The following is a 15,556-nucleotide window of genomic DNA, read 5'->3' on the forward strand; positions in this document are numbered from 1 at the left end:
ACTATGCTGCATTTGCAGCTGCTATGATATTGAAATACCTGCAAATCCCATAAACCCGAGGGATATTATGCCGGTTGTAACCAGAGCAATCGGCAGCCCCTTAAAGACAGTCGGGGGCGAGCTGAAGCTTATGCGTTCGAGGGCATTTTTGATAATAAACATCGCGAGCAGGTATCCTAATCCCGCACAAAATCCATAGAATGCTGCACCAAAAAATCCCCTCATATTGACTTCAATATTCAGAAAAACAAGGCCTAAAACCGCGCAGTTGAACGCTGAAGCGGTAAAAAGCTTGTGCAATGAATTCGATTTTTCAGGCAAAAACTTTGAGACGATAAGTTCCGCCAAGGCTTCAAGCGCCGCTATAATAATTATAAACACAATCGGCGACAGCCATGCAAGCGAATTCGGCCTTAACAGAAAACTGTTGATGAGCCAGGCGAATACCGACGATAATGTCGTCGCGACGGTAATGCAGCTTCCGAAAAGGGTCATTGAAGCGGGAGTTTTGAGCGCTTTGAAGAAGCTGCCTTCGCACAACATATATACAATGACCAGGTTCTGGACAAAAATTGCTGAAACGGCTATAGCAGCGAACTGTGTCGGATTCATAACATATCGTCCCCCTTGCCCTCATTGTAATTAAATATCTTTCTAAAAAGCGCGGCAAACACTGCAAGAAGTATGAAAGCACCGGCAGGATACGCCGCTAATTTGAATTTTGCCTCCGAAATATAAGGCAGGGGCCTGTCATAAAGGGTTCCATTTGCGATAATCTCACGCAGTACCGAGAAGATTATCGCGGCAAAGGCAAAACCAAGTCCGTTGAAGAAAGCGTCAAGCGCCGTTTTGGGAACGACATACTTTTTGCCGAAATGCTGTTTTTCACATAATGCAAGGGCGGAAACGGCAATAAGCGGCAGGTATATGCTGCAGTTTGAGGCAATCGACGGTGAAAAGTAGTGTGCGATTGCATACAGCGGGGTTATCACGACGCCCGCCGCCAAAAATGAAACGGCCGGACGGTACCGGTTTGGTATGAACCTGTAAATAGGGATCAGCAAAAGATTCAATAATACCACAGTCAATATCATAACGCATGACAGTAAAATACCGTTTTTTAACGATACCGCCGCGCCAAGCAGCGGCACGGCCGCAACAATCTTTATAAATACCGGGTTTAAATCAAGCAGCCGCTTTTTCAGATTCAAAAGCTGGTTTTCTTTTTCCAGTTCTTCGGCTGGCGCATTTTCAGCCTTTTCTGCTTTATTAAGCTCGGCAGGTGCACCCGTCTCCTGCTTTTCAGCCTTCTCCGCCTTTTCAGGTTTCGGTGCTTTATGCCTCTTGAAATTTAAGTTTTTTATTAACGCGAAAAATTTATTCCCAAATCCAGCACGTTCAGTATTCTCTTTTTCCGTTTGGGCTGAATTTGGATTTGCCGGCGCAGACGCTTCCTGAGCCTTGACATCCTCAGTTGGAGCAACCGCTTTGACTGCTTTTTCTTCCGCCGGCCCAACCGCCGTTTTAGCTGCCTTTTGGCCGTTCGTTGGAGCGGCAGCCACTTGAGCCGCCTTTCCTTTGGCAGGAACGGCCGCGGCCTTATTTGTCTCTTTCATCGCCGGAGCGGCAGTCATTTTGGCATTTTTTTCTTTTTTACGTGCGGCAGGCGCAGCCTTTTTATTTGAGGCTGCCTTCTTTTTATTCTTGCTCATATGCAATCCTGCCTCCTTTTGATTTCAGCTTCCAGCCAAGCCGGTCAAGGGCCAGCACAAACGGATTCATAATCAGCAGCGCGAAAAACGCGCCCTCTGGATATATGCCGAAATAGCGTATGAATACGGTAATCAGCCCTAAGAAAAATCCGTAGAGCAAACGCCCCAGTGTCGTTACAGGGCTTGTAACCGGGTCGGTTGCCATGAAAACCGCCACAAACGCAAGGGAGCCGGATGTCAGTTCAAAAACAACGGAATCCAGCCTGCCGGACGGGCATCTCGGAAACAGGAGCGCCAAAACTGCCACTGTCCCAAGATACGCAAGCGGTATTTTCCAACTGATAATGCGCCTGTAGAGCAAAACCAGCCCGGCGATAATTATTACAAGTATGGCGGACGTACCGAAGTTGCCGGGGGTGTATCCGACGAGCATTTCAAAGGGCCTGTTATCAGGCAGTGTGCCGTTTTTAAGCGCTGTAAGCACCGGAACACCCGTTTCAAACTCGACAGGGGTGGCAAAAGGCGAAAACTTTGCAGTCGCCTGCGGGAATGTGGACATGGTTCCTGGCCATGTTACGGTGAGAAGGCAGATTGCCGCCGCTGCAGGATTAAAAATGTTGTTGCCAAGTCCGCCGAAAAGCTGTTTCACAACAACTATGGCAAAAAACGCGCCGATTATGGGAAACCAGATGGGAGCGGTCACAGGCATGCAGAAAGCGATTATCATGCCTGTAACAACTGCCGACATATCACCTATACTGCGCTTCTTGCCAAGTATGCGCCTGTAAAGATACTCAAAAATAATACAGCTCAATACCGAAACGGCGGTGAGAGTCAGCGCACGCAGCCCGGTATAATATATCGCAACAATAAGCAAAAACAGAAGCGGCAGTATCGTGTCACCCATTGTAACTTTGATATCGTCACCATGCCGGATGTGCGGCGACGATGCTGCAAACAGTCTCAAAAGCCAGTTCCTCCGTATCTTACGCCGGATGCGGCCGAAGCCTCAAATCGCGGCTTTTTTAATATTTTTTATAAGTTCGACAATCGGCATCCTGCCGGGGCAGATGTATGCGCATGAGCCGCATTCAATGCACTCGTTTATATTAAGCCCCCTTAATGCCTCGAAATCAGCTTTTACGGCCCGCATCGCAATATAATTGGGCAGAAGTCCCTGCGGACAGACGCTGACGCATTTGCCGCAGTTGATACATATGGATTTTGTATTTCTTCTCTGCGCGGCTTTAAGCGCAAGGACCGCCCCCACCGATTTTGTAATCGGCACATCAAGGCTTTGTATCGCTACCCCGCGCATTGGGCTTCCCAGCACCACCCTGTCAGGGTCAAAACTCAGCCCGCAGTAGTTCAAAATATCGGAAATTTTCGTGCCGATTGGCACCTCAATGTTCTGGGGATTGGTTACCGCGTCCCCAGCAACCGTAATAATGCGTGTAATCTGCGGCACGCCGTCATTTACTGCCCTTTGAACATTTACGCAGTCCTGCGGATAAACAAAGCACACCTCCGGCCGTTTGCCGCCTTTTTTCATCTGGGCTTCAATCTCATGGGCAAAAAGCGCCCTCATCAGGAACTGCTCATCGCCGTTAGGATATTTTGGGGGAATGTGCGCGATTGTCAGTTCAATGTCGATAAGATGTGCGGCTTCCGCCATGCCCCGCGAGACCTCTTCAGGGATATCATCGCTTACTGCGAGCACAGCTTTTTTTGCGCCAACGCACTTCATAATCAGCTCAAGCCCAGCCACTGTTACGTCCGGCAGCTCGTCCATAATTTTCTGCGAACTGCAGATATAAGGCTCGACTTCGACCGCGTTTATAATGACCGTATTGACCTTACGCTCCCTAAAACGGCGGAGCTTTTCCCAATATGGCTTGCTGAAATCATTCGACGATACAATGCCGGCAGATTTTACCCTTGCTATTATCCCCTCGGCGCTGTCTGTACGGCTTTGCACCGCCTTATAGGGCATATCACGCCCGTCGTTGCTAATAACCGCCATCATGGATTTCCCGCCGACAGGATGATTATATTCTACAATTGATTCGACAGTGCCTGAGACCGGCGAATGTAAACTGCATGAAAGGCCGTACGACCCATCTGCTATCGGCTGGCCCTTTAAAACACGGCTGCCCCTCCCAACCAGTAGCGAAGGTGTCTCACCTTTGCACTGTTTAAGAGGAAGATATACCCTTGCAGGAGCTTTAAGCTCCGCAATCGGGCGCTCTGCTGCCGTAGTTTTATTTAGTTCGAACCACAGACCGCCTCTCGGCCTTTTCAGCATTATAAAAACCCCCATTTATTTCGCAGTGACCGGACAGACCAACGAAAGTTCCCGCCCGGTCACTTCGTACATCCCAGATACCTTAAATTTTGGCTGCAAAGGACAGCCTTCCAGACGACAATAATATGGATTTATCGACTTTACTTCCAAAAGTAGCACAGTGACTTTTGCCGCTGGATTCATTATAATGTAATAGCGGATATATTTTTGCCGGTCTTATGATAAACCTAATGGATATATTACAGCACGGTTTTTAAAGTTATGTTTAATGGCCGTACTGTCAGCATAAGCGGCACAGTCTTAGACAGCTGAATCAAAAGTATGGACGGACAAACAGATTTTACTCCACAAAGCTTTCATAAGGAGGCACGGAATGAACATTCAAAAAGTAGGCCCAGACAGGCTGCGCATCCAGCTAGACCCCAAGGACCTTGACAAATATGACCTTGACTATTACTCGATAAGCAAAGAAAGCCCTGGAACAAGGCGCCTTTTGAAAGAGATCCTTTCCGAAGCGCAAAAAAACGGCTTCAGCACACAGCGCTGCAAGCTCCTGCTGGAAGTACTTCCAGGCAAAAACAGCGGGTGTGTTATCTATATCACAAAGTCACATTGTGAAGCGATGGAGCAGCACATAAATTCAAACAGCTTCCGGAGAAAAGGCAGTTACGTCTTTAGCTGCGAAAGCCTTGAGGACGCAATCAGTGCAATCGGCCATTTCGCAGATTTTCCTGATTTGCCGATACAGAGCAGCGCCCTTTATTGCTTCAATAATAAGTACTACCTTATTTTCTCGCCGGTTATATTAGGGCTTGACCGCGACAGGCTTGCCGCACTTCTGGCCGCCCTTTCGGAATACGGAAGCGCTGAAAACTGCTCATCTGTTTATGAGGCTATGTTAGAAGAACATGGTACAGTAATCATCAAAACCCGCGCAATAGAAAACTTTATTCGCTATTTTCATTATTAATTACTTTTTATGCCCCCAGAAGAGGGGCATTTTTTTATATCCTGCCGCTCTCGGCGCCCGCCCTGAGCTGCGAGATTGCATCGGCTATGCTCTCAACCTTAAAAACGGCGCTGCCCGCGACAAAAACATTTGCTCCGGCTTTAGAAATGCGCGAGATATTATGCGGGGTTATACCGCCGTCCACCTCTATGTCGGTTTCAAGGCCAAGGGACACGCATTTATTCCTCAGTTCCGATATCTTAGGAATTGTGTGCTCAATCAACTTTTGACCGCCAAAACCAGGTTCGACTGTCATTATGAGCACCATATCGAGCTTTTCAAGGTATGGGTAAAGGACGTCAACATTCGTGTTCGGCTTTACTGAGACCGAAGCCTTAACGCCCTTAGCATGAATCCTATCTATAATCCAGTCAAGCTTGTCAGTTGCTTCAAAATGAACTGTTATTATATCAGCACCACTGTCGATAAAATCATCAATATATCGTTCTGGCCTGTCAATCATAAGATGAACGTCGAGCGGGATGTTTGAATAAGGCTTTATAGAACGGACAACCGGCGCGCCGATGGTTATGTTCGGGACAAAGCATCCGTCCATAACATCAACATGGACAAGGTCGGCTCCGCCGCTGCAAACACGCCTGCACTCGTCTCCAAGGCAGGCAAAATTAGCAGATAGAATAGACGGAGAAATTTTAATTTTCATAAAAATCCTACTTTTTTATTAGATTCTGCCTCTTCAATTTTAAACCAATAGGTAAAAAAGGTCAATAAATTTTATTATGATTTTAGCGGCCTGCCAAATTCTGTGCCACAAGCCTGTCAACAGCATAAAATATATCAGGGTGGAAAAATCCGCAGGTGTGGCGCGCCGGCGGTAGGTCCAGCGGCCTGCCCTCAGAATTACCGGCGCATTTCTCGCCGTGGAAGCCCACCCGCTTATAATAGATGAGCTGTCTTACAATGGCGCAAGCCGCTGCAGGACAGCTCTTTTTCTCTAATAAGCCATAAAAATGCTCAAAAATTTTTAGACTCTGCGACATTATAATATATATTTTACCGTTATTACAGCGTTTTGACAATATCTTTGCCTATAAACTATAAAGTATGCAATATTTTGTGATAGAATAATAATGATAAATATTCTCGAATGGCATTACTAATTTGAAGGTGCAATAACAATGCTAAATAACAATACAACAGTGCCGACTTATGATGTCGTTATAGCAGGCACAGGAGTGTCGGGTCTTTACGCCGCTTTGAATGTTGACCCGTCGCTTTCCATTCTTATTGTTTCAAAACGTGAACTCGAACTGAGCAACAGCGCCCTCGCCCAAGGCGGGATAGCTGCCGTTCTCGACCGGGATAAGGACAGCCGCGAAAAGCATATCCGCGACACATTGATTGCCGGAGGCTATAAAAACAAACTTGAGGCTGTTGAGGTCCTTGTCGATGAAGGGCCGCGGGATGTCCGCAGGTTAATTGAACTGGGCGTTGATTTCGACCGCGATTCCCTCGGCCGCCTTCACATGACGCTGGAGGGTGGGCATTCGATAAACCGCATCGTCCACCACAAGGACACAACCGGACTTGAAGTGGTTCAAAAGCTCGCCGCCCATGTAAAGAATAAAAATAACATCACCGTCATGGAAAACGCGGCCATAATGAAAATGGACAAGATAGACGGCGGCTTCTGTTTTGGTATTCTGAAAGGCGGCGGCTTATTAAATGTCTGTTCCCGGTATGCTATTCTTGCAACCGGCGGCATCGGGCGTGTTTACAAATACACTACGAATTCAAAAATTGCGACAGGCGATGGTATTGTTTTGGCTCATAGGCTTGGCGCTAAGGTAAGCGGCCTCAGCCTTATCCAGTTCCACCCCACCGCCTTTGCGGCGCGGGAAGAACGCGAACGGTTCCTTATCTCGGAGTCAGTCCGCGGAGAAGGAGCTTATCTGCTCAATTGCCGCGGGGAGCGGTTTATGCCGTCATACGATGAGCGAGGGGAGCTTGCCCCGAGGGACGTTGTCTCCCGCTGCATTATGGAAGAATCAAAGAGAACAGGCAGCGAGGACTTTTACCTCGATATTACCGCGCAGGACCCGGAATTCGTGAAGAAGCGCTTCCCCAGTATCTATTCAAAATGTCTTGCCGAGGGCATTGACATAACAAAGGACAGGATACCTGTATTCCCCTGCCAGCACTACCTGATGGGCGGCATTGACGTCGATACCTATTCCCGCACCTCTGTCGGCAGGCTTTATGCTGTTGGGGAATGTTCACGCACCGGCGTTCACGGCAACAACCGCTTAGCCAGCAATTCACTGCTTGAGGCGCTTGTTTTCTCTCGCCGCGCAGCACTGGACATTTCAGAAAGGGCCCGCAACGAGGAGAATACCTTAAGGCCCCGGGCGCTGTTTGAAATGAAAAAGGGCAAACCCCTTCCGAGAGGCATACGCAGTGAGGTTCGCTCCATCGTTCAATCGAGCTTTTTTGTCAACCCTAATTTCGACGCAGCTAAAAAAGGGCTTGCCCGCGTCTGCGAGCTTGACGATATGCTTGAGCACACCGAATTTGAATATAGTCTTGACTTATTGGAAGCAAAAAGCCTTGTAAAGATTGCAAAGCTTATATTAACGGAGGTAACAGATGAGTCTTTCCAACTTTAGTATCGACGAAATAATCATAAGGGCACTTAAAGAGGATATAAACTACGTCGACGTCACAACCGACTACCTTATCCCCGAGGAGCAGGAATCGACCGCCGCTTTTATTTCCAAGGCAAACGGTATACTCTGCGGAATTGATGTCGCTTTGCGCACATTTAAGCTGCTCGATGGTGATATGTCATTCGAGATACTCAAACACGACGGCGATATTCTGGAAAAATCCGATGTAATAGCCCGCATCCATGGCAAGACCCGCGCCCTCTTAAAAGGCGAGCGCACCGCCCTCAACATTTTGCAGCATATGTCCGGCATTGCGACGGCGACAAACGCCGCCGTCAGAGAGATTGCAGGCACAAAAGCCTCTATCGCCGACACCCGCAAGACCCTGCCGGGGCTGCGCATGCTCGAAAAGTATGCCGTCGCAGTCGGCGGAGGACGCAATCACCGCTTTAACCTGTCAGACGCCGCGATGATTAAGGACAACCACATCGACGCGACCGGCTCAATCACAAAGGCTGTGGAGACCCTGCGTTCGAAGATTGGCCACACCATAAAAATCGAGGTAGAGACGCGCAATCTCGATGAAGTAAAGGAAGCCTTAGCTTCCGGCGCGGACATCATTATGCTTGACAACATGGACAACGACACAATGAAAAAAGCCGTCGAAATAATAGGCGGCAAGGCCCTTGTCGAAGCCTCCGGTGGAATTACGGCTGGCAATCTTAAGAGCGTCGCCGAAACCGGAGTTGACATTATCTCCGTCGGGGCGCTGACCCACTCCGTCAAGGCGTTCGACATATCTATGAAGATAATCTAAGTTGCTTTTTCGCACATATTAAAAACAGGCAAGTCTTAAGTGGCGCTGCACATTTAGACTTGCCTGTTTTTCTTTTTATTATTTTATTCCCTGCGTTAACCAGTTTTCCGCGCGAGCCGCAAAGGTGCTTGCGCCCTTTGTAAAAGTCAGATTATTGCAATAAAAAACAACAGGCGGGTATTGAGGAGGAATTTCTAATACCCGCCTGCGTTATTAACTATAACTAAATAATTACGCTTCTTCTATATTCGCCAGCGTCTTGAAGTCGTTCTGGAGGGACTTGTAAAGCTGGTTATAAAGCACATGGTACTTGAGGTACAGTTCTGTGCGTTTTGCGTCAGGCTTCTGGACTTTGTCAGTCTTGATAACTGCCTCGCATGCCTCCTGTACTGAAGAATATGCACCTGCGCCGACACCTGCCAGCAGGGCGACACCGAGTGCCGGGCCTTCTTTCTGGGCAACTGTCATAACCTCGCAGCCGAACATATCGCTGAGCATTTCACGCCACAGCGGACTGCTTCCGCCGCCGCCGCAGGCCATCATCTGATTGATTTCAATGCCCATTTCGCGCAGAATCATTACGCAGTCGAGCAGTGAGTGGCTGACGCCTTCGAGAACCGCACGGATAAGATGTGCCCTTGTGTGCATAGCGGACAGGCCGAAGAATACACCGCGGCAATCCGGATCAAGGTGAGGTGTGCGCTCGCCCATGATATACGGGAGATACAAAAGGCGGTCGCAGCCGGGTTTAATCTTAGCGGCCTCCATATCGGTCAGATAGTATACATTCTTGCCTTCCCGCTTTGCCTGCTCAATTTCGGCGTGGCAGAAGTTATCTCTGAACCATTTAAGCGAAAGTCCTGCGCCGAGAGTAACGCCCATCGTCAGCCATTCGCCGGGAACAGCGCTGCAGAACGAGTGGACTCTGCCCTTCGGGTCAATGCGAACCTTTGATGAATGGGCATAAACAACGCCTGATGTACCGATTGTGGCAAAGGCGAGTTTGTCTTTTACAACACCAGTACCGACAGCCGCAGCCGCATTATCGCCGGCGCCGCCGACAACAATTGTGCCCTCCGCGAGGCCTGTTGCCTCGGCCGCTTGCCGATGAACCTTACCGGTAACCTCCGGAGACTCATACATCTTACCGAGCATTGATTTATCTATCTGAAGTTTTGTGAGCACTTCATCAGACCAGCAGCGGTTCGGAATATCGAGAAGCTGCATGCCAGAAGCATCGGAAACCTCTGTCGCATATTCGCCGGTCAGCATAAAGCGGATATAGTCTTTCGGCAGAAGAATCTTGCGGCATTTTTCATAGTTTTCAGGTTCGTTTTCACGCACCCAAAGTATTTTTGAAGCGGTAAAACCGGTAAGCGCCGGGTTCGCTGTTATATCTATAAGCTTTTTACGTCCTATAATCTCCGAAATTTCTTCGCACTGTGCAGCAGTCCTCTGGTCGCACCAAAGGATAGCATTGCGGATGACCTTGTTGTCTTTGTCAAGCATTACAAGCCCGTGCATTTGGCCTGAAAGGCCTACGCCGCCAATTTCTTTTGGATCAGCGCCACTCTTTTTCAAAACTTCCTTGATAGTGGAACATACGGCCTTCCACCAATCCTCTGGATCCTGCTCCGCCCAGCCGTTATGGGGCTGATACATCGGATACTCGCCGGTTGCTGAAGCCATTACATTGCCGGCAAGGTCAAATAATACGGTTTTTGTTCCAGAAGTGCCTATGTCAATGCCCAGGACGTATTTCATAGCTGCTTACCCCTTTTTCGTAATTTATATATTGATAATTTTAAATGTATGACAATACAGAATTGCGCTGTCCACAAAGTTACTTATGAATAACACTTTAATAAAACTATTTTTAATTAGTTTCATAATACCATAATTAAAAATTGATGTCAACAAAAGTGCCAAAGTAGGTAAAAATATGATGTATCGGTCAAAATTTTAGTTGTTCCTATTATTTGTTTCAGAAAGCATTTAATTCATTGCAATGAAACATTGTGTTGGTTTTTGGTTGTGTTTATGATAAACTTCTGTTTAGAAGGGAGATACATAAATGAAAATAATATCTTGGAATGTAAATGGCCTCCGCGCCTGTATGAATAAAGGATTCGCGGATTTTTTAGCTGACTCTGGCGCTGATGTTTTTTGCGTTCAGGAAACAAAAATGAAACCTGAACAGGCAGATTTTTGTTTCAAAGATTTTATATGCTATTGGAACAGCGCAGAGAAAAAAGGTTATTCCGGAACAGCCGTTTTCACCAAAATAGAACCTGTTTCCGTATCCTACGACATAGGCAATGATGAGCACACCGGCGAGGGGCGCGCCATAACCCTCGATTTCGATACATTTTATCTTGTAAACGTCTATGCCCCGAATTCACAAAACGAGCTAAAAAGGCTCGACTATCGCATGAAATGGGAAGATGCGTTCCGCGATTATGTAATGGATCTTGATAAGGAAAAGCCGGTCATAATCTGCGGCGACATGAACGTAGCCCACACTGAGATAGACCTAAAAAATCCTAAGGCCAACGAGAGAAATGCGGGTTTTACTAAAGAAGAGCGCGAAAAATTAAGCGTTCTTCTTGATTCCGGATTTGTCGATACCTTCCGGTATTTTTATCCGGACAAGAAGGGCGCTTATACCTGGTGGTCATATAGATTCCGCGCGCGGGAACGCGACGCGGGCTGGCGCATTGACTATTTTCTGGCGTCGGAACGCCTTATGAAACACATAAAAGACAGCGTTATTTACAAAGATGTAATGGGAAGCGACCATTGCCCCATAGGCCTTGAGACGGACCTATAATTACGCCCTTATATCAAGCCTCGCTTTTGACGTGTCTTTGTCCTGTTTCTCAAGCTGCGCTTTTATGACTTCTTTCTCTTCCCGCTGCCTCTTTTCTATTTTGTCTTTGACTTGTTTTTCAGTGCGCTTGTGGCGTATCTCAGTCTCAATGCTGTCCCGGCGGGCACGCAGCCTGTCTGTTGCAATTTCTTTTGTTTTTCTGCCGAGCTTGCTGTTATTTATTATATCAATCGCACCGTTTATTTCGCCTTTCTTTTCATTGAGTACCTGAATCTGAGAATTTGCGTCAGACGGCGCCGGATAATCGGAAATCGGTATGATACTATTCACATCAGCACCTCCCACATTTTCCTTCTTTAATTTTATATCGGCAGGCCGCAGTTCCAAATTATCTTTGTCAGGAGGATTTTTTATGTTTACGGAAGATTATATTATCCGTATGATTGAGCAGATGGGTGAATTCTTAAGAGAGGTTTTAAAACTTGAATTGGAAAATAAATTTGAGGAGCTCATGAGGAGATAGACAAGGCGATGAAGAAACTCGGTATTTCACCCCTGCTCGTGCGGACACTGCCGCCCGGCGAGCTTATGCGCTTTGTAACACGCCCTGGCGGTGAAAATGAAGACCGCTGTATTCTCCTCGCCAAACTCCTGTCGGCTGACGCACATATCTATAAGACAGAGGGAAAGAACAGCACCGCTCACGAACTCTATAAAACAGCACTTGAGATTTTAAATGACGTATCCGGAAAAGTCGAGGGCGAGAAACTTAAAAAGGTGCAAAAAGATATCGAGGAACTGCTTATCAGTGGCAATGCTGATAATCTGTCATTTTAAAACGTAACGGATTCAAAATTAGATCGCGATGAAATTCAAATAAGCCAGCCATAAATTGAGGATTAACTTTCTGAATACTATGCTCATAGAGCTTTGCTAAGTCAAAATTCTTTTCATAAAAGTAATAGTAAGCATGTAAGACTCTTATATCCTCTATTGTATGACTTTTTTTCAATTGTTCTATTTTTTTAATATCATATGTATCAAGAGCATCATTAGCAATCAGTTTAAGATAAAGGTCCTCATAGTATAACCGATTTTTCTGAGATTTTCCAAATACTGCATCACTTTTTCTAAGAGCATTAAGGACAGCTTTAGCCTTACTTATATCGTTTTTATCCAAACAGCAATAATAATATGTAATAGCGGGGCTAAAACTATAAATATTTAAAACTGATAAATCAAACTTCTTAAAATCAATCTCACCAGGTCGTCGCCCGTTTAAAAGTTGACAATAAATATCAAGTTGAATATTCATTGTTTCCAATAAATCTTTATTTGATAGTAACAAACAACAATTCAAAGTATCACTAATAGTTGAGTTTCTAATACATGGAATTGCATTAACTAAAAAAACATAATATCCTGCAATAATAAATATATACAAAGGAACCAGATGCGCAGTAATGACTTTTTTATGTACTAATACAAGTAAAAAGGAGGATACGGCCAAATTTAATATACATCCTCCCAAGTTATATAGTAAACAATGAGCACGGTTACCCTCATCTTTTGTCTTCATTATGCACTGACCATTTTGCTCAAATTTTCCGCCCGATATAACTTTAGTATTACCGTCGTTTATTATTCTCAGATTCCCGATCCTTACCGATATAAGTTCATATCCGCAAACAAGCCCAAATAAAAGATGCCCAGCTTCATGGATCATAGACTGCAGAATAATAAAAATGTAGAAAAATAGTGTAATAATTACGAGATATAAAATAAAACTAAAAGATTTTGTTGTTTGCGCAATACGTATGTACTTAGACACTGAAACATAATAGCCGTAAACAATTAATAGAATACCGAGTACAGAAGCTACATAACCCAATTTTATAAATTTTTGCATAACCGCATCGGATCCCTTCTTTCGAATAATATACAACTAAGAGTATAAAAGATTATTGTAATACAAATTGTTATAACTATATAGATTTGATTTATAGCAGAGCCTGTTAACATTTGTTTCAATATCTGACTTACGTAGTAAGACGGTATAATCTTCATGACAGGATCCAACGCTGTAGATGTATTTAGTGACGAAATAAGCATCGTTGGCAGAGTCAGCAACAGCACTACAATAATAGATGAGCCGGTATCCGTAAGCAAGAAGCCGAAGAAATAACCAATTGAACTGATACATAAAATCAATAAAATCGAAATTGGCAAATAATATAGATGGAGCGTATAATTTGTGATTCCTACTATTCGAGTGATTCCAAATAAAATGACTGATGCTAATAAGCATTGTATTACAACAGCAATTTGCTTAGCAAAAAGAATTTCTAATTTAGTTCGTGGAATCTTATACAGATAAAATAAAGTGCTTGACGTCTTCTCTTGTTGAATTTGAGACATAGCTTGATTTAAAGGGGTAAAAACAAATATCCATATTACCCCTATCAGCAACATTGTGTTGAGATTATTTGACTCCGCAGAGGCTCGTCCAACATTTTGCGCTTGAGATATGGAGTATACTTGTTTTGAATTTAGTTCATTTACTAACGAAGGATATTTTTTTATTAAATCATCGGAAATTAGTCTCTGCAATGAATATGTGATATATTTCACCGCAATTTGCGAATCTTGTCTCGCTTCATCATAATACAATTTTACATATTTCTGATTTTGTACTTCAACAATTGCACTGCATTTTCCAACCTGTACGTCTTTAATTGCTTTTTCAAGGTCTCTACTTGAATTAAAACTAAAACTAACCCCTTTTTCATTATTTATGTTCGCAGGCAGTAATGTTTGCATATTACCTGAATCGTCTATAACAGTAACAGATAATTTGGTAACAGATGTTTGAGACATAATCAAATTTACAAGTACCGCAAGGACTGGAATGATAAGAGTTAAAAAATAAGATTGCCAGTTTTTAAATATTACTAAGTTTTCCTTCTTTATCAGGTGCCACATATAATCACCTTAATTTTCATTGATTTTGAAGTACAGATCATCAAGAGACGGCTTGTAATCTCTCACAGAGATAATTCTGGCATAATCGGGCAAACTGCTGAAAATTAAATGGCTGTCCTTTACATCAATATTAAGAGAACATATGTTATCGCCTTTTTCAAGAAATTTTATAGACTGTGACGCATTTAACTTTTGAAGATGATTTTTTAGTATCTGAAATTGGGAACAATAGATATCGATTTCCAATATTCTATTAGGAAAATACTGATACATAAGTTTATCAAGATAATCATCGATTACTATTTTGCCTTTTTTTAAAACAACGAGCCTTTTGATGATTGTTTCCAATTCAAGTAATTCATGTGATGATATAAGCAATTGAATATTGTCATTACTTATTTCCTTAATTAAATGTATAAAATCATTTCTTGACTCCGGATCCAGACCAGAAAAAGGCTCATCTAAAAAAAGAACTTTTGGATTATTGATTATGCTAATCGCAAGAAGCACCCTTTTCAACATGCCTGTAGACAATTCTGAGATTTTTTTATTAGCGAATTCTTTTAGGCTGAGACTTTCCATCAAATAATCAATTCTTGTTTTTGACACTTTATACATGCCTTTGAAGAAGTCAATACATTCCTTTACAGTAAGCAGTTGATAAAGATGCAACCTATCAGTAAATAATCCCGTACAAAGCCGTATGTAATCCCTGTTTTTCGATAAACTAAAATTATCAATGAAGATATCACCGCTTGTAGGTTTGGAAAGCCCATTTGCTATCATAATTAATGTAGTTTTCCCCGCTCCATTATGGCCAATAATTCCTGTAATGTTATTATCATTTATGGAGAAAGATACATTGTTTAGGGCATAGGACGTTCCATATTTTTTGCTGATATTACGAACTTCTATCATGTCCCAGCCTCCAAAGAATTAATTTTTTCGCTAAATTCAACATAAATATTTCTGATATCTTCTCTTTTGAGATAGTGGGTTGATAAGATAACTTTCATTAAAGAATAATCTTCCCAATTATCAGAATGAATAATTATATTGTATTTGTTCGCATTCTCATATAATTCAGTACCGGGCAGTGGGGTATTTGGTGATATCGCAACACGTGCGAATTTTATTAAAAGCGGCTAAATGTAGGTTTGTCAAAGATATGTTACACCGAGGGACAAAAAATCATGCAGTACCTTTTTAGGTGACTGCCATTTAAGCGGACGCATAGGAAAAGCATTATATTTACGGTTATGAACAGCCAGTTG

At 44.0% G+C, this 15,556-nt stretch carries 16 protein-coding genes; 5 read left to right on the forward strand and 11 right to left on the reverse strand.

What is annotated here, in order from left to right; genetic code table 11:
* Positions 1 to 21: 21 nt before the first annotated feature.
* From V6C21_RS01860 to V6C21_RS01875, 4 genes are read right to left on the reverse strand one after another with little or no spacing between them, the layout of a single operon-like run.
* Positions 22 to 612 carry an electron transport complex protein RnfA gene (locus V6C21_RS01860; RefSeq protein ID WP_479268194.1) on the reverse strand — a complete coding sequence of 197 codons (591 nt, stop codon included), beginning with the start codon at positions 610 to 612 and terminating at the stop codon, positions 22 to 24.
* A complete protein-coding gene (locus V6C21_RS01865) occupies positions 609 to 1,712 on the reverse strand; it encodes an Rnf-Nqr domain containing protein (RefSeq protein ID WP_479268195.1) in 1,104 nt (367 codons plus the stop codon). Before V6C21_RS01865 ends, V6C21_RS01860 begins: the two co-directional genes overlap by 4 nt.
* Positions 1,699 to 2,679: an RnfABCDGE type electron transport complex subunit D gene (locus tag V6C21_RS01870; RefSeq protein WP_045085810.1), complete on the reverse strand. Its 981-nt coding sequence runs from the start codon at positions 2,677 to 2,679 to the stop codon at positions 1,699 to 1,701. Before V6C21_RS01870 ends, V6C21_RS01865 begins: the two co-directional genes overlap by 14 nt.
* Before the next feature lie 42 nt (positions 2,680 to 2,721).
* Positions 2,722 to 4,017 (reverse strand): RnfABCDGE type electron transport complex subunit C, encoded by a 1,296-nt coding sequence (locus V6C21_RS01875; RefSeq protein WP_479268196.1) that lies wholly within the window; start codon positions 4,015 to 4,017, stop codon positions 2,722 to 2,724.
* A gap of 373 nt (positions 4,018 to 4,390) precedes the next feature.
* Between V6C21_RS01875 and V6C21_RS01880 the strand changes: the two genes are divergently transcribed.
* A complete protein-coding gene (locus V6C21_RS01880; protein WP_034841730.1) occupies positions 4,391 to 4,987 on the forward strand; it encodes an adaptor protein MecA in 597 nt (198 codons plus the stop codon).
* Positions 4,988 to 5,021: 34 nt separating this feature from the next.
* Here the strand turns inward: V6C21_RS01880 and rpe are convergent, their stop codons facing one another.
* Positions 5,022 to 5,690, reverse strand: coding sequence for a ribulose-phosphate 3-epimerase (rpe, locus tag V6C21_RS01885; RefSeq protein WP_479268197.1), 669 nt, complete (start codon positions 5,688 to 5,690; stop codon positions 5,022 to 5,024).
* 82 nt (positions 5,691 to 5,772) lie between these two features.
* A complete protein-coding gene (locus V6C21_RS01890) occupies positions 5,773 to 6,027 on the reverse strand; it encodes a hypothetical protein (protein ID WP_479268198.1) in 255 nt (84 codons plus the stop codon).
* Positions 6,028 to 6,165: 138 nt separating this feature from the next.
* Here V6C21_RS01890 and V6C21_RS01895 point away from each other — a divergent pair, with 138 nt between their 5' ends.
* On the forward strand, positions 6,166 to 7,653 hold the full coding sequence (locus V6C21_RS01895) for an L-aspartate oxidase (RefSeq protein ID WP_479268199.1): 1,488 nt from the start codon (positions 6,166 to 6,168) through the stop codon (positions 7,651 to 7,653).
* Positions 7,634 to 8,470 (forward strand): carboxylating nicotinate-nucleotide diphosphorylase, encoded by an 837-nt coding sequence (gene nadC / locus V6C21_RS01900; protein WP_479268200.1) that lies wholly within the window; start codon positions 7,634 to 7,636, stop codon positions 8,468 to 8,470. Before V6C21_RS01895 ends, nadC begins: the two co-directional genes overlap by 20 nt.
* Positions 8,471 to 8,701: 231 nt before the next feature.
* On the opposite strand, the gene xylB is transcribed toward nadC, so the two are convergent.
* Complete coding sequence (xylB, locus tag V6C21_RS01905) at positions 8,702 to 10,234, reverse strand: xylulokinase (protein WP_479268201.1); 1,533 nt, start codon at positions 10,232 to 10,234, stop codon at positions 8,702 to 8,704.
* A gap of 310 nt (positions 10,235 to 10,544) precedes the next feature.
* Here xylB and V6C21_RS01910 point away from each other — a divergent pair, with 310 nt between their 5' ends.
* Positions 10,545 to 11,300, forward strand: coding sequence for an exodeoxyribonuclease III (locus tag V6C21_RS01910; RefSeq protein WP_479268202.1), 756 nt, complete (start codon positions 10,545 to 10,547; stop codon positions 11,298 to 11,300).
* On the opposite strand, the gene V6C21_RS01915 is transcribed toward V6C21_RS01910, so the two are convergent.
* Positions 11,301 to 11,630, reverse strand: a complete 330-nt coding sequence (locus tag V6C21_RS01915) for a hypothetical protein (protein ID WP_479268203.1) — start codon at positions 11,628 to 11,630, stop codon at positions 11,301 to 11,303.
* Between the two features lie 201 nt (positions 11,631 to 11,831).
* Between V6C21_RS01915 and V6C21_RS01920 the strand changes: the two genes are divergently transcribed.
* Entirely contained in the window at positions 11,832 to 12,137 is a 306-nt protein-coding gene (locus V6C21_RS01920) for a hypothetical protein (RefSeq protein WP_479268204.1), read from the forward strand.
* On the opposite strand, the gene V6C21_RS01925 is transcribed toward V6C21_RS01920, so the two are convergent.
* The 3 genes from V6C21_RS01925 to V6C21_RS01935 all read right to left on the reverse strand — a co-directional run bounded on the left by V6C21_RS01925 (position 12,106) and on the right by V6C21_RS01935 (position 15,200).
* Positions 12,106 to 12,879: a hypothetical protein gene (locus V6C21_RS01925; protein ID WP_479268205.1), complete on the reverse strand. Its 774-nt coding sequence runs from the start codon at positions 12,877 to 12,879 to the stop codon at positions 12,106 to 12,108. The genes V6C21_RS01920 and V6C21_RS01925 overlap by 32 nt on opposite strands.
* 314 nt (positions 12,880 to 13,193) lie before the next feature.
* Complete coding sequence (locus tag V6C21_RS01930) at positions 13,194 to 14,282, reverse strand: ABC transporter permease (RefSeq protein WP_045085820.1); 1,089 nt, start codon at positions 14,280 to 14,282, stop codon at positions 13,194 to 13,196.
* Positions 14,283 to 14,291: 9 nt separating this feature from the next.
* Positions 14,292 to 15,200, reverse strand: coding sequence for an ABC transporter ATP-binding protein (locus V6C21_RS01935; protein ID WP_479268206.1), 909 nt, complete (start codon positions 15,198 to 15,200; stop codon positions 14,292 to 14,294).
* Positions 15,201 to 15,556: the final 356 nt, after the last annotated feature.

Source organism: [Clostridium] cellulosi (assembly GCF_036762875.1).
Classification (GTDB): domain Bacteria; phylum Bacillota; class Clostridia; order Oscillospirales; family Ethanoligenentaceae; genus Ruminiclostridium_D; species Ruminiclostridium_D cellulosi.